The 21898-nt window shown below is 40.9% G+C and carries 20 protein-coding genes and 1 other RNA gene; 6 read left to right on the forward strand and 15 right to left on the reverse strand.

Going from position 1 to position 21898, the window contains the following annotated elements:
• Positions 1–40: 40 nt before the first annotated feature.
• From murG to mraZ, 10 genes are read right to left on the reverse strand one after another with little or no spacing between them, the layout of a single operon-like run.
• Positions 41–1117, reverse strand: coding sequence for an undecaprenyldiphospho-muramoylpentapeptide beta-N-acetylglucosaminyltransferase (murG, locus tag PNIG_RS13865; protein WP_086993258.1), 1077 nt, complete (start codon positions 1115–1117; stop codon positions 41–43).
• The gene (gene ftsW, locus PNIG_RS13870; protein WP_041454565.1) at positions 1114–2289 is read right to left on the reverse strand and encodes a cell division protein FtsW; all 1176 of its coding nucleotides are present in this window, start codon (positions 2287–2289) and stop codon (positions 1114–1116) included. Before ftsW ends, murG begins: the two co-directional genes overlap by 4 nt.
• Positions 2286–3626, reverse strand: coding sequence for a UDP-N-acetylmuramoyl-L-alanine--D-glutamate ligase (gene murD, locus PNIG_RS13875; RefSeq protein WP_089368730.1), 1341 nt, complete (start codon positions 3624–3626; stop codon positions 2286–2288). The genes ftsW and murD overlap by 4 nt, the downstream gene beginning before the upstream one ends.
• Positions 3627–4709 (reverse strand): phospho-N-acetylmuramoyl-pentapeptide-transferase, encoded by a 1083-nt coding sequence (gene mraY / locus PNIG_RS13880; protein WP_011329155.1) that lies wholly within the window; start codon positions 4707–4709, stop codon positions 3627–3629.
• The gene (locus PNIG_RS13885) at positions 4709–6091 is read right to left on the reverse strand and encodes a UDP-N-acetylmuramoyl-tripeptide--D-alanyl-D-alanine ligase (RefSeq protein WP_089368731.1); all 1383 of its coding nucleotides are present in this window, start codon (positions 6089–6091) and stop codon (positions 4709–4711) included. The genes mraY and PNIG_RS13885 overlap by 1 nt, the downstream gene beginning before the upstream one ends.
• A complete protein-coding gene (murE, locus tag PNIG_RS13890; protein ID WP_089368732.1) occupies positions 6088–7566 on the reverse strand; it encodes a UDP-N-acetylmuramoyl-L-alanyl-D-glutamate--2,6-diaminopimelate ligase in 1479 nt (492 codons plus the stop codon). The genes PNIG_RS13885 and murE overlap by 4 nt, the downstream gene beginning before the upstream one ends.
• Positions 7559–9376, reverse strand: coding sequence for a penicillin-binding transpeptidase domain-containing protein (locus tag PNIG_RS13895; RefSeq protein ID WP_089368733.1), 1818 nt, complete (start codon positions 9374–9376; stop codon positions 7559–7561). The genes murE and PNIG_RS13895 overlap by 8 nt, the downstream gene beginning before the upstream one ends.
• Positions 9373–9699, reverse strand: a complete 327-nt coding sequence (gene ftsL, locus PNIG_RS13900; RefSeq protein ID WP_011329159.1) for a cell division protein FtsL — start codon at positions 9697–9699, stop codon at positions 9373–9375. The genes PNIG_RS13895 and ftsL overlap by 4 nt, the downstream gene beginning before the upstream one ends.
• Complete coding sequence (gene rsmH, locus PNIG_RS13905; RefSeq protein WP_089368734.1) at positions 9696–10634, reverse strand: 16S rRNA (cytosine(1402)-N(4))-methyltransferase RsmH; 939 nt, start codon at positions 10632–10634, stop codon at positions 9696–9698. Before rsmH ends, ftsL begins: the two co-directional genes overlap by 4 nt.
• A 28-nt stretch (positions 10635–10662) precedes the next feature.
• The gene (mraZ, locus tag PNIG_RS13910) at positions 10663–11121 is read right to left on the reverse strand and encodes a division/cell wall cluster transcriptional repressor MraZ (RefSeq protein ID WP_011329161.1); all 459 of its coding nucleotides are present in this window, start codon (positions 11119–11121) and stop codon (positions 10663–10665) included.
• Positions 11122–11613: 492 nt separating this feature from the next.
• Here mraZ and PNIG_RS13915 point away from each other — a divergent pair, with 492 nt between their 5' ends.
• From PNIG_RS13915 to PNIG_RS13925, 3 genes are all read left to right on the forward strand, one after another.
• Positions 11614–11940 (forward strand): hypothetical protein, encoded by a 327-nt coding sequence (locus PNIG_RS13915; RefSeq protein ID WP_011329162.1) that lies wholly within the window; start codon positions 11614–11616, stop codon positions 11938–11940.
• Between the two features lie 6 nt (positions 11941–11946).
• The gene (locus PNIG_RS13920; RefSeq protein ID WP_089368735.1) at positions 11947–12402 is read left to right on the forward strand and encodes a hypothetical protein; all 456 of its coding nucleotides are present in this window, start codon (positions 11947–11949) and stop codon (positions 12400–12402) included.
• A gap of 200 nt (positions 12403–12602) precedes the next feature.
• Positions 12603–12845 (forward strand): hypothetical protein, encoded by a 243-nt coding sequence (locus tag PNIG_RS13925; RefSeq protein WP_011329164.1) that lies wholly within the window; start codon positions 12603–12605, stop codon positions 12843–12845.
• Positions 12846–12948: 103 nt separating this feature from the next.
• On the opposite strand, the gene PNIG_RS13930 is transcribed toward PNIG_RS13925, so the two are convergent.
• Entirely contained in the window at positions 12949–13791 is an 843-nt protein-coding gene (locus PNIG_RS13930; RefSeq protein WP_086993251.1) for a pirin family protein, read from the reverse strand.
• A 335-nt stretch (positions 13792–14126) separates the two neighbouring features.
• Here PNIG_RS13930 and PNIG_RS13935 point away from each other — a divergent pair, with 335 nt between their 5' ends.
• Positions 14127–14459: a hypothetical protein gene (locus PNIG_RS13935; protein ID WP_089368736.1), complete on the forward strand. Its 333-nt coding sequence runs from the start codon at positions 14127–14129 to the stop codon at positions 14457–14459.
• On the opposite strand, the gene PNIG_RS13940 is transcribed toward PNIG_RS13935, so the two are convergent.
• The gene (locus PNIG_RS13940) at positions 14446–15414 is read right to left on the reverse strand and encodes an IS30 family transposase (protein ID WP_089368737.1); all 969 of its coding nucleotides are present in this window, start codon (positions 15412–15414) and stop codon (positions 14446–14448) included. The genes PNIG_RS13935 and PNIG_RS13940 overlap by 14 nt on opposite strands.
• Before the next feature lie 86 nt (positions 15415–15500).
• Between PNIG_RS13940 and PNIG_RS13945 the strand changes: the two genes are divergently transcribed.
• Entirely contained in the window at positions 15501–18248 is a 2748-nt protein-coding gene (locus tag PNIG_RS13945) for a bifunctional diguanylate cyclase/phosphodiesterase (RefSeq protein WP_244181042.1), read from the forward strand.
• A gap of 60 nt (positions 18249–18308) precedes the next feature.
• On the opposite strand, the gene PNIG_RS13950 is transcribed toward PNIG_RS13945, so the two are convergent.
• Positions 18309–19268, reverse strand: a complete 960-nt coding sequence (locus tag PNIG_RS13950; protein ID WP_011329167.1) for a YihY/virulence factor BrkB family protein — start codon at positions 19266–19268, stop codon at positions 18309–18311.
• A 114-nt stretch (positions 19269–19382) separates the two neighbouring features.
• Between PNIG_RS13950 and PNIG_RS13955 the strand changes: the two genes are divergently transcribed.
• Complete coding sequence (locus PNIG_RS13955) at positions 19383–20462, forward strand: mechanosensitive ion channel family protein (protein ID WP_011329168.1); 1080 nt, start codon at positions 19383–19385, stop codon at positions 20460–20462.
• Between the two features lie 109 nt (positions 20463–20571).
• On the opposite strand, the gene rnpB is transcribed toward PNIG_RS13955, so the two are convergent.
• Together rnpB and rsmI are read right to left on the reverse strand one after the other, a co-directional pair.
• Positions 20572–20936: RNase P RNA component class A (rnpB, locus tag PNIG_RS13960), an RNA gene on the reverse strand.
• Positions 20937–20979: 43 nt separating this feature from the next.
• Positions 20980–21837 (reverse strand): 16S rRNA (cytidine(1402)-2'-O)-methyltransferase, encoded by an 858-nt coding sequence (gene rsmI, locus PNIG_RS13965; RefSeq protein ID WP_086995415.1) that lies wholly within the window; start codon positions 21835–21837, stop codon positions 20980–20982.
• Positions 21838–21898: the final 61 nt, after the last annotated feature.

The following is a 21898-nucleotide window of genomic DNA, read 5'->3' on the forward strand; positions in this document are numbered from 1 at the left end:
CTGGTCGTGTATATTGCTCTCTTATTGACGTTTGTTTCACTTATGCTCTCTTATTGGTTACTTGCTCACAGTGCATAGCTACGCTTGCTGTGGCATCTAAAATGGCTTGCTGTTTTGCATTTGCCGCCATTTCTTTAATTAATGAAGGTTTAGCTAAATATGGGCTTAAAAGCGCAACAATTGATTGTTGATTAAACTGCCCTTGTGGCATTAGTAATGCACCATTTGCCACAACTAAATACTGTGCGTTAGCTGTTTGATGGTCGTCCACCGCATGCGGAAAAGGTACAAACACTGCCATTTTACCAGCAGCGGCAATTTCACTCACAGTGAGCGCGCCCGAGCGGCAAATAACAATATCAGCCCAGCCGTAAGCTGTGTCTATATCATCTATAAATTCAGCTACTTTTGTATTTTCAGTGCTAAATTTATGCGACTTATAAGCAGCTTCAACACTGCCTAAGTGCCCTTTACCCGTTTGGTGCCAAACACTTATAGCATTGGTATTACCCAGCTCTGCAAACGCAGCAGGCAAAGTTGTATTAAGTACTTGCGCCCCTAATGAGCCGCCTACCACTAAAATATTAATTGGGCTTGATACTTCTCGCACTGCAATATTTGCCACGCTTTCTCGCACTGGATTACCAACTAACTCGGCTTGCCCTGTAGCAAATGCACTTGGAAAAGCCGCCAATACCCGATTAGCAAACTTAGCAAGCCACTTATTGCTCATACCGGCAATGGCGTTTTGCTCATGGATCACCAGCGGAATACCTAAACTTTTAGCTGCAATACCTGTTGGGCCAGTTACATAACCGCCCATAGCGAGTACCACATCGGGCTTTTCGCTTTTCAATACCTTACGCGCTTGTAATATTGCATTAAGCACCATGAATGGGGCTTTAATAAGACGCTTTATTCCGTTACCACGTACGCCTTTTACATTAATAAAATTGATATCAATATTATGCTTAGGAACAACCGTTGCTTCCATTCTATCGGGAGTGCCTATCCAACTTACTTGCCAGCCTTGCTGCTTTAAGTAGTCGGCCACAGCAATACCCGGAAATATATGTCCGCCAGTACCACCGGCAACTACAACACACTTTTTACTCATCGCTTAGCTCCACCTGACGTGGCTTGTTTGGTCGCCATTTTAGTTTCAAAATCAACACGTAATAAAATACCAGCAGCAATTGTCATCATGAGTAAACTCGACCCACCGTAAGAAATAAACGGCAGTGTTAACCCTTTAGTAGGTAAAATACCCGCACTTGCGCCTACGTTCACCATGGTTTGAAAAGCAAACCAAATACCTATTGCCAACGCTAAATAGCCTTCGTATTCTTTACCATTTTTAAGCGCATTTTGGCCAATTAGTAAGGCTCTAAACACTAAGGTGCCTAATACTATTAATATGCTCGATACACCAACAAAACCAAGCTCTTCGGCTATTACCGCAAAAATAAAATCGGTATGCGCCTCGGGTAAGTATTGTAGCTTTTGTACGCTGTTACCTAGGCCTTGGCCAAACCAATCACCTTGACTGTAAGCCATTAACGATTGCACTAACTGATACCCTTTGCCAAATGGATCGTCCCACGGTTCTAAAAAGCCAATAACCCGCGCCATACGGTATGGTTCTAGCACTATTAGCCCGATAACCAAGGCAACACCGGTTAGAATTAATACAAAAAACTGCCAAAGTTTGGCACCAGCTAAAAACAATAAACCCACGGTAGTTACAAACATAACGACCACAGTACCTAAGTCAGGCTGCATTAAAATTAATCCTGCATAAGCCGCAAATACTAGTATTGGCTTAATAAAACCTTTTATGTTTTCTTGGACTTCGCTACGTTTACGCACCAAATAACCTGATATATAACTAAAAAAGAATAGCTTAGCCAGCTCAGATGCCTGAATGTTAAACGGCCCTATGGGTATCCAACGAGTTGAACCGTTTACTTCTCGGCCAACAATAAGCACTATAAGTAATAAGCCTAAACCCACTAACAACAAGTACGGATTCGCTTTTTTCCACCAGCTCATAGGCACTGAAGTGGTGATCCAAAATAAACAAAACGACAAAGCTAAAAATATACCGTGCCGAATAGTAAAATGATAAATATTACCAAATAATCTGTCTGCTGTAGGCATAGATGCACTGGTAACCATGACAAAACCCACCCCCATTAACATCAGCATGCAATACAATAATGGTACATCGTAGAGCTGCGCCGAAGGCTTGGGCGTTAGTGCTTCTTTAATATCGGCAAAGGCCATCATGGCTGTTCCGCCATAACACATTGTATAAAGTCATCGCCGCGTTGCATGTAGTTATTGTACATATCAATACTGGCACAAGCTGGGGCAAGTAACACAATATTACCGGGCTCGCTTAATTGCTTAGCCAGTGTTACCGCTTCGCTCATATTATTGGTTAAATGGCTTTTATTGGTTAATGCCATTAAATCTTTGGCATCTTTTCCAAAGCAAATTAGCGCTTTAACATGCTGCTGTAAGTAAGGTGTAAGGGCGTTTAAATCGGCTCCTTTTGCATCCCCACCAGCAATAACTATTAATTGTTGGCCATTAGTTGCAAGGCTATCTATTGCAGCAATAGTAGCCCCCACATTAGTGGCTTTAGAGTCATTAAAGTATTTAACACCAGCACGTTCAGCAACAAACTGACAGCGGTGTGCAAGGCCATTGAATTGGCTAAATGCTGTACTGTATTGTGCTTTACTAATATTAAACGGGCTAAGTAGCGCCATTACCGCAAGAGCATTTAAATAATTGTGCTTGCCGACTACCGCCAAGCTAGTTACTGGTAAAAAGGCTTTATTAGCCTGCATAAAATATGTTTGTTGCTGATATTCGCCAAGGCTGTAACCGCCCTGGTTAGCACCAAAACTTAATTGGGATTTTGCTTTACTATGCGTGGCTTCGTCGTCTGCATTGGTTATCACTAAAGCTGCGTTATTATAAATACTCAGCTTGGAATCTATATAAGCTTGATAACTGGCGTAACGATCGAGGTGATCCTCTGAAACATTCAGCACGGTGGCGCTAATTGGCTGTAAACTTGTTGTGGTATCTAGCTGAAAACTAGACAACTCCAATACGTACACATCAACGTCGTTGTTACTTAAATCACTTTGTAGTAAATCAAGCACTGCGGTGCCAATGTTGCCACCTAATGCTGCTTTATAACCAGCAGCAAGTAATACCTGCTGCGCCAGTGTGACTACTGTGGATTTACCATTAGATCCCGTAACAGCAACCACAGGTTTAGTATTAATACGGGCAAACAACTCAACATCACCAATCACTTCAACGCCTGCGTTTATAGCTTTAGCAATTGCTGGAATTGTTAAGCTAAGGCCTGGGCTAATAATGATCATATCGCTGGCGCAAAGATCGGCACTGTCCAAATCACCAAAACGGGTAGTTAAGGTTGGCGTATTTTGTTTTAGCCAATCAATTCCCGGTGGGTTTATTCGGCTATCAACCACGGTTGGTGTTAAACCCTGAGACACTAAAAAACGCACAATGCTCAGACCGGTTACACCGAGTCCGAGCACTGTTATTTGTTTGTTTTTTATCTCACTTAAGTATCGCATTTATCGAATCTTTAACGTCGCAAGGCCAGCTAACACTAGCACGATTGAAATAATCCAAAAGCGCACAATAACCCGCGGCTCTGGCCAACCTTTTAATTCGTAATGATGATGGATAGGCGCCATTCTAAAAATTCGTTGCCCGCGTAATTTATACGAGCCTACTTGTAAAATAACCGACAAGGCTTCCATTACAAATACTCCCCCCATAATAATAAGCAGTAACTCTTGGCGAACTAATACGGCAATAATACCCAATGCACCGCCTAATGCTAATGAGCCTACATCGCCCATAAATACTTGCGCTGGGTAAGTGTTAAACCATAAAAAGCCCAGCCCTGCGCCTACTATTGCGGTACATACCACAACAAGCTCACTGGCCAGCGGTAAATATGGAATATGTAAGTAATTCGAAAAATTCACATTACCAGTTAAGTAAGCAATAATTGCCAGTGCTGCTGCCACTAAAATAGTGGGTACTATGGCAAGGCCATCAAGTCCATCGGTAAGGTTTACCGCGTTTGATGTTCCTACTAACGCAAAGTAGGTAATAACAATGTAAAACAAGCCTAGTTGCGGTAATACATCTTTAAAAAATGGTACAACTAACGAAGTTTCATTGGCTTGAGTGCTGGTAAAAAATAATGCACAAGCAACAACTAAGGCTATAACTGATTGCCAAAAATACTTCCACTTAGCAATTAAACCTTTAGGGTCTTTACGAATAACTTTTCGGTAGTCATCCACAAAGCCAACCACTCCTAACGAGCCAATAACAAATAACGTTGCCCAAACATATTTATTTGATAAATCGGCCCATAATAAGGTACTGGTAAAAATAGCCGCTAAAATCAGTAAGCCACCCATAGTAGGTGTTCCCGATTTTGATAAATGCGATTGTGGACCGTCATCGCGCACTGTTTGCCCTATTTGCATACGTTGCAAAGCGCGAATTAACTTAGGCCCTAAATAAAGCGACATCATTAATGCGGTTAAAATCCCTAAAATCGCACGTAGGGTTAAGTACGAAAAAACATTAAAGCCCGTGTAATATTGGGTTAAATACTCTGCCAGCCAAACTAACATTAAAATACTCCATTGATGGCTTGTTGCTGGCCATTAACTAAATCGGTTACTAAAAGCTCCATGCGAGAACTGCGTGATCCTTTCACGACTATGGTGGTTTTTTTATCTACTTTTTTAATACTTGTTTGAATTTGTTGCAGCATTTGCTCACGGTTTGAAAAGTGCCTATTTGGCAGGCCATACACATCACTGGCATAGCGACTTAATACACCTAAAGTAAACAGCTCATTGATGCCTTGCTCTAATGCATATTCGCCTACTTCTTGATGATATTGACGTGCTTCTTCGCCAAGTTCACCCATGTCGCCCAGTGCTAAAATACGATGCCCTTGCATGTCACTTAGTAAATCAATGGCGGCTTTAACCGATTTAACATTGGCGTTATAGGTATCATCAACCACAGTTAATAAGTCAGAAACATTAATTAAATTAACGCGGCCTTTTACATCCCCCATGGTTGCCAGCGCATTGGCAATATCCTCAAGAGTGACATCAAACTCACTGGTTAGTGCTGCTGCAATAAGTGCATTACTAATATTATGCTTACCTGGTAGCGCAAGCTTAACCGGTATTTGTGCGTTTTTAGTGCATAGGGTAAAGCTAGCGCGAGCATTTTCATCTAGGCTAATATTTTCAGCCCAAATATCGAGTTTTTCACTGCTCGAAAAACGCGTTACTTTACGGCCATCGAGTTTATCTAGCCAATATTGGCTAAACTCACTGTCGCAATTAACAATGGCAACGCCATCATCTTTAAGCCCATCAAAAATTTCGCCTTTGGCTTTAGCCACACCCATTAAGCTGCCAAAACCTTCTAAGTGAGCGGCGGCTACATTACATACCACGGCAACATCGGGTTTGGTCATAGCGGTGGTATAAGCAATTTCACCTAAATGATTTGCACCCAACTCTATAACGGCAAAACGGTGTTGCGGCTCTAAGCGTAACAAGGTTAGCGGTACGCCAATATCGTTATTAAAATTACCTTTAGTAGCTAGTACATCGCCATGCACAGATAAAATTGCAGCGCACATTTCTTTTACTGTGGTTTTGCCAACGCTGCCAGTAATGGCAATAGTTTTAGGGGCTACTTGCGCCATTACTGCGCCGCCTATAATTCCCAATGCTAAACGGGTATCGGCAACTATAAACTGTGGAATATCAACATCAACTTTGTGCTGCACAACAACGCCAATCGCACCATTTTGTTTTGCTTGGGCAATAAATTTATGACCATCAAAATTTGGCCCTTTTAGTGCTAAAAACACTTCACCACTGCAAATGCTGCGAGTATCTGTATTTATATTTAGCACTGGTTGATTATCACCTTGATAATCGGTTGCCAGCACGTTAGCTAGCCAATCAAAATCCATCGGGATCATGCTTGAGTCCCTCTTACTGCTTTTTTTAGTTGTTGTTGTACGTAACGGCGATCGCAAAAATCGATGCGCTGATCACCTATTATTTGATAGTCTTCATGGCCTTTACCAGCAATAAGAATAACCTCGTCTGCTTTGGCATTGCTTATAGCGTAACTAATAGCTGTTGCTCTATCGGCCTCTAAATAAGCTTTTGTTGGCTGCGCTAAACCTTGTGCTACATCGGCAATAATGGCGTCAGGATTTTCTGAACGTGGATTATCACTGGTAATAATAACCTTATCCGCATTTTGCTCTGCCGCTTGTGCCATTAATGCCCGCTTGCCTTTATCGCGGTCGCCACCACAACCAAATACACAACTTACTCCACCAGGTACATGCTGCTGTAATGCTTGCAGCGCAAGCGCAAGCGCCTCGGGTGTGTGAGCGTAATCAACAATACAGGTTGGCTTGCCTTTGGCGCTAAATGCTTGCATGCGTCCGGCTACCGGTTGCAATTGCGCACAGCCTGCAATTAATTGTGCTAGCGGATAACCTAGCCCCAATAAAGTTGCAAGTGCCGCAGTTAAATTATATAAATTAAATTCGCCAAATAACGGCGACTTTATAGCAATATCGCCCCAGCTTGTAGTTAATTGTGCTGCTATGCCTTGCGCTGAATAAGTAACGTCTGAAAAGTACACAAACTGTGCATTTTTAGGTGGTAAGTTTTTTCGCCCGTAACACACTAAACTGTTAAAGCTGTATTTTTCGAGCCACTGTTCTGTTTGTCCATCATCTTGATTAAGAACCACAAGTTCAGGCTCAAAGTCTTTAAACAACATTAGCTTAGCATCACCATAACGCGCCATGTCACCATGGTAGTCGAGGTGATCGCGCGATAAATTAGTAAATACCGCCGCTTTAAATTGACACTGTGCAACCCGCTGCTGTACTAATCCGTGGGATGACACTTCCATCGCCACCAGCTTGGTATTTTGCTGCTTTAAATCATTTAAAATTCGTTGTAAATCAACCGTCGATGGCGTGGTATTTATTAGTGGTGTTAGATTATCTGGATGACCATAGCCTAAGGTGCCAATAATGGCCGACTGGCTGTTACAAAACTGCGCTAAATGAGCGATCATAGCCGTGGTGGTCGATTTACCGTTTGTACCTGTCACACCAATTAAATCAAGCATGTGGCTTGGTTGCTGGTAAAAGCGACTCGCCAGCTCAGGGAGCTTTTTAGTCAGCTCTGACACTAAGTAAAGTGGCTCAAAACTAGTTTCAAATTCGCATAATCTGTCGGCAATAATTGCAACCGCGCCATTTTCAATTGCCTTCGCAATAAATTGTCCGCCATCTAATTGATGACCTTTAATTGCCACAAATACATCACCGGGCGTTACTTCCCGGCTATCAAGGCGTAGGTGCCCTACCTGCTGCGAGGGGGCATCTATCTCTATATATTTTAAAATTGCTTTTAAATCACGCATCGTTCTCTTTACCTTTTACGTACGCTACCTCTTCCTTATCGGGCGCTACGTTTAATATTCTTAATGCGTTAGAGACGATTTCTGCAAATGCAGGGCCAGCAGTGGCACCTCCATAGTACACATCGCCGCCGGGTTCGTTAATCATCACTACCACTGCTAATCTAGGATTACTTGCAGGTGCAATACCGGCAAAGTAGCCTACATATTCGTCACCGTAGCCACCAACAGCTGCTTTTTTAGAAGTACCTGTTTTACCAGCAGCGCGATAACCATCTACGTTAATTCTGCGCGCTGTACCGTCTTTTTCAAATACACTTTCCATCATGTGTACAACCGCTTCTACGTCTTTTTGTTTAAAAACACGCTCCCCCTCAGGGATGTCATCTTGCTTTAAAATGGTTAATGGCCGATTAATTCCGCCTGCGCCTAACATGGTGTAAAAACGTGCCATTTGCGCGGTACTTACCGCAATAGCATAACCAAATGATAATGTAGCAATTTCGAAGTCAGACCAACGGCGATTTGGATAAAACAACCCACTGCTTTCACCCACCATACCGGTGCCAGAATCCGATCCAAATCCTACCTTTTGAAATAATCCCACTAAATAATCTTTGGGTACCAACTGAGTTACTTTAGCAACGCCCATATTTGAGGAATATTTTAAAATTTCGCGCAGCGTCATCTCACCGTGGTTACGGGTATCTTGTACTAAGCTGCCGCCTAATCGCATCCAACCTGGGTAGGTGTCAATGGTGTCATCGGCCTTAATTGCGCCGTAGTCTAGCCCAGCTAAAATGGCTAGAGGCTTAACGGTTGAACCTGGTTCAAACAAATCTGTAATAGCACGGTTACGGCGCTTATGCGGGGCAGCGTCATTTAAATTATTAGGATTAAACGATGGGCTATTTACCATAGCCAATACTTCGCCGGTTTTAACATCTACCACCATGGCAGAGCCAGATGTGGCTTTATAAGTAAGCACTGCCGATTTTAGCGCTTTGTAAGCAATACCTTGAATGCGCTGATCAATACTTAAGTGAATGCTTTCGGGCTCTATACGCTCTCGCTCGTCAAGTACTGCAACTTCACGGCCTTGGGCGTCTTTACGAATTGTACGACGGCCTTCTTCACCTGTAAGGGCATTTTCGTAAAGCTTTTCTATGCCTTCAATACCCTTACCATCAATATTTGTGAAGCCAATAATATGCGCAGTTACTTCGCCTGCGGGATAATAGCGTTTTGACTCGTCGAGTAAATGAATGCCTGGTAGGCGTAAATCACCAATGTAATTTGCCACTGCGGGGGTTACTTGACGCTTTAAATATACAAAGCGGCGCGTAGGATCGTTTAGCAAGCGTGAGTTTATTTTTTTAGGTTCTAAACGTAAAACATCGGCAAGCTCACGCCAGCGCAAATCGTTTTTATAATAAAGTGCAGTACGCTTATCTAGCTCAGCAGTATTTTCTGCTAATGCTTGGTGATCTTCACCATTTTTACGTGCTTGCCTTAGTACTTTAGATACCAATGATTTGTGCAGTGCTTTGGGGTCTGCATACACACTCACTACAGGTACACTTACCGCTAATTCTTTACCATTGCGGTCAAATATCATGCCTCGTTGTACATGCAGCTTTTCAACTCGCACGGTACGCTTATCGCTTTCTGAGCGGGCTTTATCTGGTTCTAATATTTGCAAATAAGCAGCACGGGCTACCAGTGTTACAAACACTAAAAACACCACTGCGCAAACTAAAGTAAAGCGCCATGTGATTAAATTATTAACCGGTTTTTTGCCGCGAGTTCTCATTGTAGTATTATCACCTGCTCATCTTGGCTGGTTGGCCGTTTCATTTTTAACTGCGATATAGCAACTTCTTCAATGCGTGCATGCTGAGAGTAAAACTCTTCTTCTACTAATAAGTAACGCCACTCTAAATCTAATTCGTCGCGTTGTTGCAGTAACGAGTCTTGCTCGATAAGTTGCCCTCGCGCAAGGTGCGTTATTTGCACCAAAGTTAAACTAGAAGCGAGTATCACAACCAATAAGGCCGAGGTAAGCTTATTAGCACCTAGGCCTTTAATTATTTCAAAAAATAAATTAGGTTGACGATAGCTCGCTTTTTTACTCATCCCAGCCTCTGCGCAATCCTAAGTACAGAGCTACGTGAACGTGGGTTACGCTCTACTTCTGCAGCGCTTGGCTTAATGGCTTTACCCACAGCTTTTAATGTCAAATTTTGATTTATTTGTGCGTCAGTTAAAGGTAAACCTCGAGGTAGCGTCTCGCCACGGCTTTGCTTTCTAATAAATTGTTTTACAATACGATCCTCTAAAGAGTGGAACGAAATAACAACTAAGCGACCACCTGGCTTAAGAACTTTAATCGCAGATTGTAATGCTGTTTGAATTTCTTCTAATTCACTATTTATATAAATGCGAATAGCCTGAAAAGTTCGTGTAGCTGGGTGTTTAAATTTATCTTTAACCGGTACCGCTTCATCTACCAAGTCGGCAAGCTGCTTAGTGGTGGTAATTGGCGTATGTTCGCGAACTTCCAGCACTTTGTGCGCAATGCGCTTACCAAACTTTTCTTCACCTAGTTTTTTAATAACATGGGTAATATCGTCAAGTTCAGCTTCGGCCAGCCACTGTGCAGCACTGCGCCCTGTGGTTGGATCCATGCGCATATCTAGCGGGCCATCTTTCATAAAGCTAAAGCCACGCAGTGCATCGTCAAGCTGTGGCGACGACACGCCAATATCAAGTAAAATGCCATCAACTTTGCCAATCAGATCGTTTTGCTCAGCCACATCGTATAGGTTTGAAAAGCGTGTATGAGCAATTGCAAAGCGTGGATCATCTGCAAATTTTTCAGCCGATTTAATTGCTTGTGGATCTTGATCTATGGCCTGTAGGCGACCTTCACTACCAAGGCGCGCTAATATTTGACCTGAATGACCGCCACGTCCAAAAGTGCCATCCATGTATATACCGTCTGGCTTAATTGCAAGTGCATCTATGGTTTCGTCCATAAGCACGGATACGTGTTCAAATTGTGCTGTCATTAGCTATTATTTGCCTTTTATTGTGCCGTTAGAGTGTGAAATTATCTAAATCTGGGTGTGGTTCAAAATCACCAAGCCTTTCAAGCTCTGTATCTTGGCGCATTTGCTGATGCCAACGCGCTTCATCCCATATTTCAAATTTATTCATTAAACCAACTAGCATGATTTTTTTGCCAAGATCTGCATGGGCGCGCAAAGAAGGCGCTAGCAAAATCCGGCCATTTTTATCAAGTTGATATTCAGTAGCATTACCCAGCAACATGCGCTGCATACGACGGGCTCGTGGGTTCATATTAGATATTTTTGCTAGGCGGCTTTCTATTTCTTGCCATTGTGCCAATGGATATAACCATAAACACGGCTCATTTAATGCGACGGTACAAATAACCGTTCCCTGATCTTCAGACAATAGATCGTCTCGGTACTTAGTGGGTACCGCAAAACGTCCTTTATCATCCAAACTCAGCGAACTTGCGCCACGAAACATAAAAAGCCTACTTTAAAATTGTTTTAATCAACACTTTTGATTAACCCGATCCATTTTGATCCACTATAAACCACTTTTTACCACAGTGCTCCAGTTTAGGGCTTGACAAGGCTTTTTGTCAAGTAATCAGGCTTCCTTTAACGCGTCTCAAAGCTAGAAAAAATAAGGCTTAGCGTAAAGCGATTGAATTAAGTGGGAAAAAATGGAATTCGTGGTGAGATTTTTTCTTATCATTTTAAGTAACCTTTCGTTTACACTTTTTGCTTACTGAATAACCAGTGAACAATTACAAATTTTAAGGCGTGATTTAGCCATTTGTAAAATTTACTCAATTATATGGCAATTGTTACGACTCAAGTTAAAGCTGGCCAACCGTAAAACACATATATTAATATAAATCATATAGTTAAAGTTATTTTAAAGTTGGTTTGATCATTGCAGCTATATACTTACCAATAAATTTTTTAACTTTATTTTTATTAAGGATTGATTATGGCTACTGCAACAAATACTAAAACATCAACAACTACAGCGACTAAACCTGAAGTTAACGAAGCACCCTTTACAGAAAAAGCAACATCGGCTGCACACGACGCAGTAGATGCACTTTCTAGTAAAGCAGCCGTAGCAGAGAGCAGCGTAAGAAAAGGGGCAACTAGCTCTGCTGAAACACTGAGTGAAAAGCAACTCATTGCCCGTGAAAAACTAGGTGAATATACATCTAAAACACGCACCCTTGCAGCAGAGAACCCATTAGCAACAGCTGGAATTGCATTTGCCGCAGGTATGCTAGTAACTGCATTGTTTCGTCGTAAGTAAACAATGATGAATAATCCACAAACAACAGCGACCAAGGATGGTGACGCTCAAAATCAAACGGGCCAAGACGCGAGCCAAAAGGAAGATTGGCAAGATCATATTGCTAAGCTTTTAGCCTATTCTGAGCAAATTAAGGATGACTACAAAACGCAAGGCAAACTTACCAAACAATTAGCAAAAGCTGAGTGGCATTTGTCGCTCAGATCACTTGCACTCATTACTATACTTTTGGGTTGTTTTGCCAGCGGTTTGATTTTGTTGTGGATTGTTTTATTGGGCGCAATTGGCTTTGGAGTTTATGAGTTATTTGCCTCTGTATGGCTAAGTATAGCAACCGCAACTTTACTACAAGTTATAGGCTTAATTTGGCTTTGGAAAAGTGCTATTTATTTAAGTAACAAAATTGGCTTTAGTAAAACATTACGTAGCTTAAAACAGTTATTTAACCTGAATTCTGGTTAAAAGATTTACTAACGTATTGAATCATAGCTATGTTTAAATTTATTTTTTCTAGCCAGAAACTTTCAGTGAAAACAAGACGAATTGACGCGTCAATAGCTGGCCTATTGCAAGTAAATTCAACGCAGTTAGCGCTTAAAGTAGCTGTTTGAGATAGATTTATTATCCAAAGTTCAGGTTATTTAACCTTCAAGGAGATAACAATGCTGGTTAACTATTTAATTCAGTCGCCAAACAAAGCGGTGAATAATCTTAGTAAACAAATGGATTTACAAAGTGAATTAAAACGCCAACATCACATGGCGTTTAAGTACAGATTAAAACGCTTTGCGGTTACCAAAGTTGGTATTTCAAGCGCATTTTTAGCCGGTGCTGTTGTGCAGGCTAGTAGTACTAAATCTGGTTTAATCAAAAAATATGCTTGGCTAGCAAGATTATTAGCTTAATGGATAAAACCAGTGCCGCGCAATAAATAATAGCGCAGCACTAATTGATAGCTTTAGCCTTTGTTAAGCGGCTTAATTGATCATTGATCATAAATCGGCGATTCTAAATATTACCAAACTCACCGTTTTGATAATCACGAATAGCTTGCTGAATTTCAGCTTCAGTGGTCATTACAAATGGCCCCATGTGAGCAATTGGTTGTTGAAGCTCATCACCAGCTAAAATAAGCACACCTGCTCCTTGCTCTGTATATAAGTCAATGTCACTCCCTGGTTCTAGTATTAACAGCTGTTTTGCTGCAATAACGTTACCTGCTTGCGTAGTTAACGAACCGGTATGAATATATAGCATCACTTTTTGCTGGCTCAGTGGTGGCAACTCAAAACGCTGTCCTGCAGGTAAAGTTACATCAGCTAAAGCGGCATTTGCAGCGAGCGTTTGTAGGCTTGATGTTAAAGCCTGATCGGCAAACTGCCATGTGCCTGCCAATGCTTTAAGTGTTACTCCATTATCATTGGTGGCAACTGGCGCAGGATGCGCTGTTGTATCTTGGTAAATTGGTGCGCGCATTTTTTCTGCACTGGGCATATTGATCCATATCTGAAAACCATGTAACCCTTCATTGGCATCTGCCAATGGCATTTCACTATGCATTACCCCTTTACCTGTACTCATCCATTGTACATCGCCTGCTTTTATGGCCTTTTTATTACCCATTTGGTCACGGTGTTCAAAGCCACCTTTAATAATATAGGTAAAGGTTTCCATACCACGATGAGGATGCGCAGGAAAACCGCCAATGTAATCGTTTTTATTATCTGACTTTAGTTCGTCAATCATTAAAAAGGGATCTAGGTGCTTGCCATCAAAACCGGGAATTCTACTAATATTAACGCCATCACCATCTTGGGTTGCGTGCGCACTTAGTTGTTTAATTACTTTCATTTTATTGCTCCAATAAAGTAGATAACACTATTTAATCACACTGAAAATTTACGTATATATGTTTAATTCGTACCATTTATTCTTTTTAAACGAATTTTAGCTTTTATCCTAAAACATTACTGTTATAAAATGACTTGCTGTTATAGTAGTTATTACAGCTGATTTTTGTTTAATAAGTAACACTTTAATCCATATTATTTATATGGTTATTAAACAAAAAGTTAGCTACAATTATTTTTGGCGTAAATCTCTATTAAGGCATTATTATTTTTACCACTTCACTTAAAAATCAGCTTTACCGTTTGCTTATTTTATTTAGCATTCCTGGGGTCGCTGTGATCATTTTTACGTTATTACTAGAACGTAACTATTCAATTAAGCAAAGTGAGCTACAAGCAACCAATATTGCCAACCGTTTTTCATTACAACAAAAAAATATGCTTGACGATATTGAGCGTTTAGCGCGCTATATCGCACAACAAGAAAGCAAGCATGATGAGTTGCTAACCACCTGTCCTAACTATTTTGAGCTATTTAAGTCACTCTACAATAATGTTGCTAATATTGGCATGATTGACTTGCAGGGGAATGTTAGTTGCGCCACATCGGGGCAAGTAAAAAATATCGCGGATTCAAATCTGAAGTGCATAACGTTTAGGCGGCTTTAGCCGCCAAGTGATCCTGCATCAATTTTGCAGGCGTTTCAAATCCAAGTGTCTTCCTCGGACGATTATTAAGTTGCTCAAGTACTGGTATAACTTGCGCTGGTGTTACCGCCTTAAAATCGGTGCTCTTCGGCCAATACTGACGTAGTAATCCATTCGTGTTTTCATTCAATCCGCGCTCCCATGAGTGATAAGGGTGAGCAAAATAAACAGGAACACTTAAAGCCTCTGTGATTTGCTCGTGATAAGCGAACTCTTTTCCATTGTCAGCCGTGATGCTATGAAGCGCTGACCTATATGGCCTTAATAGCTCTATCGTCGCCGTAGTGACGGCTTGTGCTGTTTTGCCTGCCACCTGAGTTGATACAGTGAATTGGGTGACCCGCTCTACAATGGTAACAAGGGCGCCTCGATGACCTTTACCTATGACGGTATCTATTTCCCAATCTCCGATACGACCTTTCTCATCAACTATTTGTGGGCGCTCTTCAATGCTAACGCGATTTTTTATTTGCCCTCGGTTTGTTTTACCATGACTGCGCTTGTGATATTTCTTACCGTGTCGGCGCAGATGTAGGTATAACTCACCACCTGCTTTTTTATCTTCCCAGATATACAGATAAATGCATTCATGGCTGACAGACAGTTCACTTTCTTTGCGTAACCATCCCGTTATTTGTTCAGGACTCCACTTCTCATTAAGCTTCTGGGTAATTAAAGCTATCATTTCAGGTGTCATCTTAAGCGGTTTTCTTACACTTCTTCGGCGAAACAAAGCCCGCTCATGAGCTTGTTTGTGTCTGTAACCTCGCTTACCTGTATTTCTAGAAAGCTCTCTTGAAATCGTAGATTGCGATAAATTAGTTAGCTCAGCAATACTTTGTTGCGTAAAACCGCTTTTCTTTAGAACGGCGATCTGGCATCTTTGCGCATAGGTCAGTTGTTTGTAATGTCTCATTGTAAAATCTCTTGCCGGAGAAAAAGCAGTTAGTTTATGAGCAACTGACCACTTAATCTAGCCAAAACAAGTTATGCACTTACAATTTGAATCTAGGTATAAATATTGCAGATAGAGATTATTTTAAAAATGCATTAAATAGCGACATGCTATCTGTAGGCTATTTTCAGCTAGATCGAAGTTTACAAACAACAACGGTGAATTTTGCGCTGTCGTTAAAAAATACCGCTGGGGTTACCAAAGGCGCTGTTATAATTGTGATTGCCTTAGATTGGTGGAATGCAGCAATAAATGAAATTAACTTACCTGATGGATCGTTAGTTGCCATTGTTGATTCTAACACTAAAATTTTAGCTCACTACCCCAAAAACACTACTTTAATAGGTAATAGCATTGCCCAAAGTTATGTGGAGTCGATGCAGGCTGATTCTCATTTTATTACAGATGAGCAAGGTGTTATCCGTATTTTTTCTCGCTCAACTATTTATAACGATCCACATAATAACAACTTAGATATTTATATTGGTTTACCCGTCACCGATGTTTTAGCACAAATAAATCATAACTTTATAATCTCTTTAACTGTATTTATAATCTTTTTATTACTGCTAACATTTATTGCCTACAAACTACTTAAAGTAAGTATTTTTACACCTATTAATAACCTAACTAAAGCAACCGACAGCTTAGCAAATGGCGTTATGCCATCTGAGCAAAATGACACTCCTAACAGCCCCGAACTCAAGGTTTTATATCAACGCTTTAAAATAATGGCTGAAACTCGCTTAGCTACTGAGGCTAACCTTAAAAATAAACACGATGAGTTAACCAGTTTATTAAGTGCGCTGCCAGATAGTTACTTAAAGATTAACAACAAAGGTGATGTTTCTAATATTGGGGGATCATTTAATATTCCTGATGTTACGCAATCGGTAAACAACTTAACTTTAGCTAGTTTTGTTACTGAGCGTAATGCACAGTTAATTCTCAATAACCTCCCTACTTCAACTTCAAAAAGCTCAAGTAACTTAGAGTTTACCTTGCAAAGCCAAACTGATATTAAAAGCTTTGAAGCCAGAATAAACCCAATGCAAACTAACCATGAGTTTGTAGTAGTGCTACGCGATATAACCCAGCGCAAACAAAATGAAGAAGCCCTACACTTAGCGTCGCTTGTGTACGGTAACAGTAGTGAAGGAATGGCTATAACCGATGAAAATGGCATTATATTCGATGTTAACCCTGCTTTTAGTAAAACCACGCTTTTTTCTAAAGAAGAAGTAATTAATAAAACGATCAGTGTTTTGTCCTCTGGCAAGCACGATAAGACATTTTATCAGGCTCTGTGGGCAGAACTAACAAGCACGGGGCGTTGGCAGGGAGAAATTATTAATCGCCGTAAAAATGGTGAGCTTTACGTGGAATGGTTAACTATAGATACTGTGTATGATGACAATAACATGCCGGTTCGTCGTATAGCCATATTTACAGACTTAACAGAAAAAAAACAAGCCGATGCGCTTATTTGGAAACAAGCTCACTTTGATCACCTTACTGACTTACCGAATCGATTAGAGTTAAAAAAACGTTTAAATGAATGTTTTACGCGTGTAGAAAATAATGCCGAGCAACTGGTTATTATGTTGCTCGACATAGATCACTTTAAAGACGTTAACGACACTTTAGGGCACCATTATGGTGATGCTTTACTTAAATTTGTGTCGCAGCGTATTTTAGAGTCAGCAAAAAATGCCGAGTTTGTTTCCCGCATTGGCGGCGACGAATTTGTAATCGTATTTAGTAAAATTAAAGAACAGCATATAAAGCAAATAGCTGAAAATATTTTACTTAGCTTGTCATCGGCTATTTATATTGAAAACGAAGAGTTGTTTATTAGTGCCAGTATAGGTATTGCCTCAGCCCCTAATGATGGCGAAAATACTGAGCAGTTACTCAAAGCAGCCGATCAAGCAATGTATAAAGCAAAAGTTAATGGCCGTAATGGCTTTGAATTTTTCTCCCATGACATGCGCGAAAAAGCGCAAATGCGCATGCTGCTACTTAAAGAATTACGAACAGCAATAGAGCTTGAGCAGTTTGAATTGTTTTATCAACCTATCGTCTGCCTAAAAGACTTGCACGTACACAAAGCTGAAGGATTAATTCGTTGGCGTCACCCTGAAAAAGGCTTAATAAGCCCTGCTGACTTTATTCCGTTAGCTGAGGAAACCCGACAAATAAATATACTTGGGCAATTTGTTTTCTCCCAAGCATTACAAACACTCAATGATATAAAAGCACACATAACCAATGATTTTCAGCTGAGCGTTAATGTATCGCCAATACAGCTATCTACCCCAGATAGCGGGATAGATGAGTGGGGAGCTATGCTTAATGCAGCAAACCTGCCTGCATCATCAATTGTTGCTGAAATAACAGAAGGCTTAATGGTCAACCCTGAGGCTTTAACACAAAGCCGTTTAAAGGCACTGGTTCAGTCGGGAATGCAATTAGCCCTTGATGATTTTGGCACCGGTTACTCTTCTCTCGCTTACTTACAAGAAATGGATACCGACTACCTTAAAATAGATAAACGCTTTGTTGATAACATTAATAAAGGTAGCCAGGAGCTGGTATTGTGCGAAACCATTATCGTTATGGCGCATCAGTTAGGGTTAAAAGTAATTGCTGAAGGAATAGAAACCAAGCAGCAAATGCAACTGTTACTTGAAGCTGGTTGCGACTATGGGCAAGGCTATTTATTTTCAAAACCCTTACCTAAAGAGCAGTTTATGAGCTTACTAACCACAAGCCAAATCATTGCACTAAAATAACCACAGCGTTAGGCACCAAACATTACCCAAGTACTCTATTATGAGTACTTGTAAAGTTACTTACCTATTAAGCTCTTTCACATCAAGATGATCGGCAACATAGGCTCCGCGCTCACCTCTTTTCTTATCTGGGCCTATTGTACTATCTATTGCAGTTTGTTGCTCTGAGGCAGCATTAATTGTCGCCCCTAAAATTACAATATAAGCACTAATGTATAGCCACATCAGCATAATAACCACCCCACCTAACGAGCCATAAGTTTCGTTATAACTGGCAAATTTCGATACATAAAATGAAAAACCAATTGAAGCGACTATCCATAAAATTGTCGCAATAACAGATCCTAAGGTGATCCAACGCCATTTAGCAGGTTTACGATGCGGCGCGTAACGGTATAAAAGCACTAAGGCAAAGTTAAAAGTAAATGCTAATAATGGCCATGAAATAAACGTGATGAGTAAATCTATATTTTCTTTTAATCCCACTAAATTAAGTACTACCGGTAAAATACCAATAATTAACAGCGCAAAAATAGCCACTACAATAGCGCCAATCGAAAACAGAAAGCGTACAAGTTGTGCTTTAAAAAATGAGCGTTTTTCATATTCCTGATAACTTATATTACAGGCTGTAATTAATGCTTGGCTGCCCTTTGAACTACTCCAAATAGTTAATATTAATGTGCCAATTGCGCTCAAACTCAAGCTAGTACTTGAGCTTTGGGCGATACTGGCTATTTGCGACAAAATTAACTCTCCGGTACTCTCTGGTAGCAGCTCAATTACCTGACTTAAATGCGCCCCTATATCTGTAGGTGATGCAAAATAGGCATAAATAGATACAAGTGCAGCAAGCGCCGGAAAAATAGCCAGTAACGCATAAAATGCCACGCCAGCGGCCACTAACGATAAATTATCACGACTCATTTGAGTAAAAATACGCTTAGTAATATCCCACCAACCAAGCAACGGAATATTTACTGGTTGCTGTGCATCTTGACCACGTTTTACATCGCTCATTTTAACTCCTTTGTTATATAGCAGTAAGAGAGCAAAATGTTTGCCAACACCAATGCGCTTGGTATTAAACTTGCTATTATTGTTTATAAAGATGATTTAACACGGATAACCCCCATGCTCAGTGCTTTAAATAACATTATAACTGCAGTTAATGCAGCCCCTGCTACTCCAAGCATTAAAGCCGATGTATTGTCGTGGGCGTTTTTGCAAGAGCAAAGCATGCAATTCCTACATGTAGTAGTGCAAACCTTACCCACCCTATTTTTAGGGATTATTATAGTTGTAATAAGTTACATCCTTGCCAGGCCGTTATCACGCCTATTAATTAAACCTATTGAATATTTAACCGATAGTGCACTTATTCATCTGGTTATAAGACGAAGTATAAGTATTTTAATCCTACTATTGGGTATTTACTTATTTTTACGTTTAGCTGGGCTGACACAGTTTGCCGTAGCTATAATGAGTGGCACAGGTTTGATAGGGCTTATTCTCGGTTTTGCATTTAGAGATATTGCCGAAAATTTTATAGCTAGTTTATTATTAAGCATACAACGCCCTTTTAAAATAGATGATGTAATTGAGGTAGAAGGCCGCCTCGGCATAGTTAAAAAAGTAACCGCTCGCGCAACCACTTTAGTTGACTACGACGGTAACCATATTCAAATACCTAATGCCACTGTGTACAAAAATATTATTAAAAACCTCACTGCCAACCCTAAAATGCGCGGCAAAGTAGAAATAGGCATAGGGTATGATAACGATATACGCAGCGCACAAACCCTAGCCCTCACAATTGCAAACCAACAAAACGCAGTATTAACCGATCCACCTGCGCAGGTATTAATTAAAAACCTAGGCTCATCAACAATTAACTTTACGTTATTTTTTTGGGTTAATAGCGAGCAGTTCAGTACCGCTAAAGTGGCCTCACAGCTAATGCGAGAATTAGTAAACGAATTTACTAGTCATAACATCAGCATGCCAGACGATGCCAGAGAACGCATTATACTTAGCGATCCTAACCTTGAAGCTGTAACCCCAGAAAAAAGTGAGCCTATAGCGCCAACTAAAAAAGTATCAGAAACACAAGCTCAAGCCAAAAACTTAGATGACGTAAGTAGCGACACCGATGAAATACGCGAGCAAGCAGATCAATCCCGCGATCCCGAGCAAGGTAAAAATATTATCTAGTTAAAAATCAGGGAGCTAGTTTTATAAGGTCGTATCAGGTTATATCGAACTTACTTTTATTTTAGACACAAAAAAGCCCGCAGTTTGCACTGCGGGCTTTTTATTGAATGAGTGAGTTAGCCGTATAAGCCGGGTTCTGTCCTTTCCGAAGAAAGTGATAATCATTCGTCTAGGCCATAAATCGCTCTATGGCTCAAGCAACCTACCCGGTTCCAACGTGGGCCACGCCATAAGGAACCCTATTTGGTCTTGCTCCGAGTGGAGTTTACCTTGCAACCGACTATTACTAGCGGCCCGGTGCGCTCTTACCGCACCCTTTCACCCTTACCAATCCGAAGATTGGCGGTCTTCTCTCTGCTGCACTTGTCGTGGGCTCGCGCCCCCCAGCCGTTAACTGGCACTCTGCCCTATGGAGCCCGGACTTTCCTCCCCCTGATCATTTTCGTCACAGGCAGCGATTATCTTGGCTAACTCGGCGCGGATTATACCTGAGGATAATGCCAAGCGCAGTAAAGATTTACCCTTTTTCGTCAATTATTGTTTTATACAGCGCATTTTTTTTCATACCAAAGTAATCGGCTACAATACCGCAGGCTTTTTTCATTGGCATTTCGCTTTCAAGCAGCGCTAGCATTTTACGTGCTTCAGGCGGTACGTCGTCTATTAGCTTAGGTTTACCCGGCAACATGAGTACTATTTCGCCGCGCTGCTTGGTAGGATCGTTAGTTAAAAATGCTTTTAACTCACTCACACTGCCATTAAAAAATGTTTCAAAGGTTTTAGTCAGCTCTTTAGCAAACACCACTTGCTGATCATCGCCAAGTGCCTCGGCTAAGTCATCAAGGCTTGCCATAATACGATGGGTACTTTCATACATTATGCTAGTAATGCCAGAATTTACTGCATCAATAAAAAATTCTTGGCGTGCTTTACTTTTTGCTGGTGTAAAACCAACAAATTGAAAGCGATCAGTTGGTAAGCCAGAACAGCATACAGCGGTTATTGCAGCGCATGCTCCAGGAATAGGTGTAACATGTGCGCCTTGCTCGCGGCATAAATTAACCACCGCATAGCCAGGATCGCTGATCAAAGGTGTGCCTGCGTCTGATACTAAGGCTATATTTAAGCCTTGATTGAGTTGGTCGATAATTTGTTGTGCTTTTTGCTTTTCGTTATGATCGTGTAAAGCAAAAGTTTTAGCCTTGATACCAAAGTGGCTAAGTAGCTTGCCAGTATGGCGTGTGTCTTCAGCAGCGATTAAGTCAACTTGCGATAATGTCGCGATTGCACGCTGACTTAAGTCGTCATAATTGCCAATTGGGGTGGCTACAATGTAAAGAGTGCCAATTTTCTGTGAATTCTCCTCATTTAACATTGAGGTCTCCTGCGTCAGTCAGTAATATAAGCAAATCGCGTTAACGTATTGGGAAATCATT

The organism is Pseudoalteromonas nigrifaciens, from assembly GCF_002221505.1.
Lineage (GTDB): Bacteria > Pseudomonadota > Gammaproteobacteria > Enterobacterales > Alteromonadaceae > Pseudoalteromonas > Pseudoalteromonas nigrifaciens.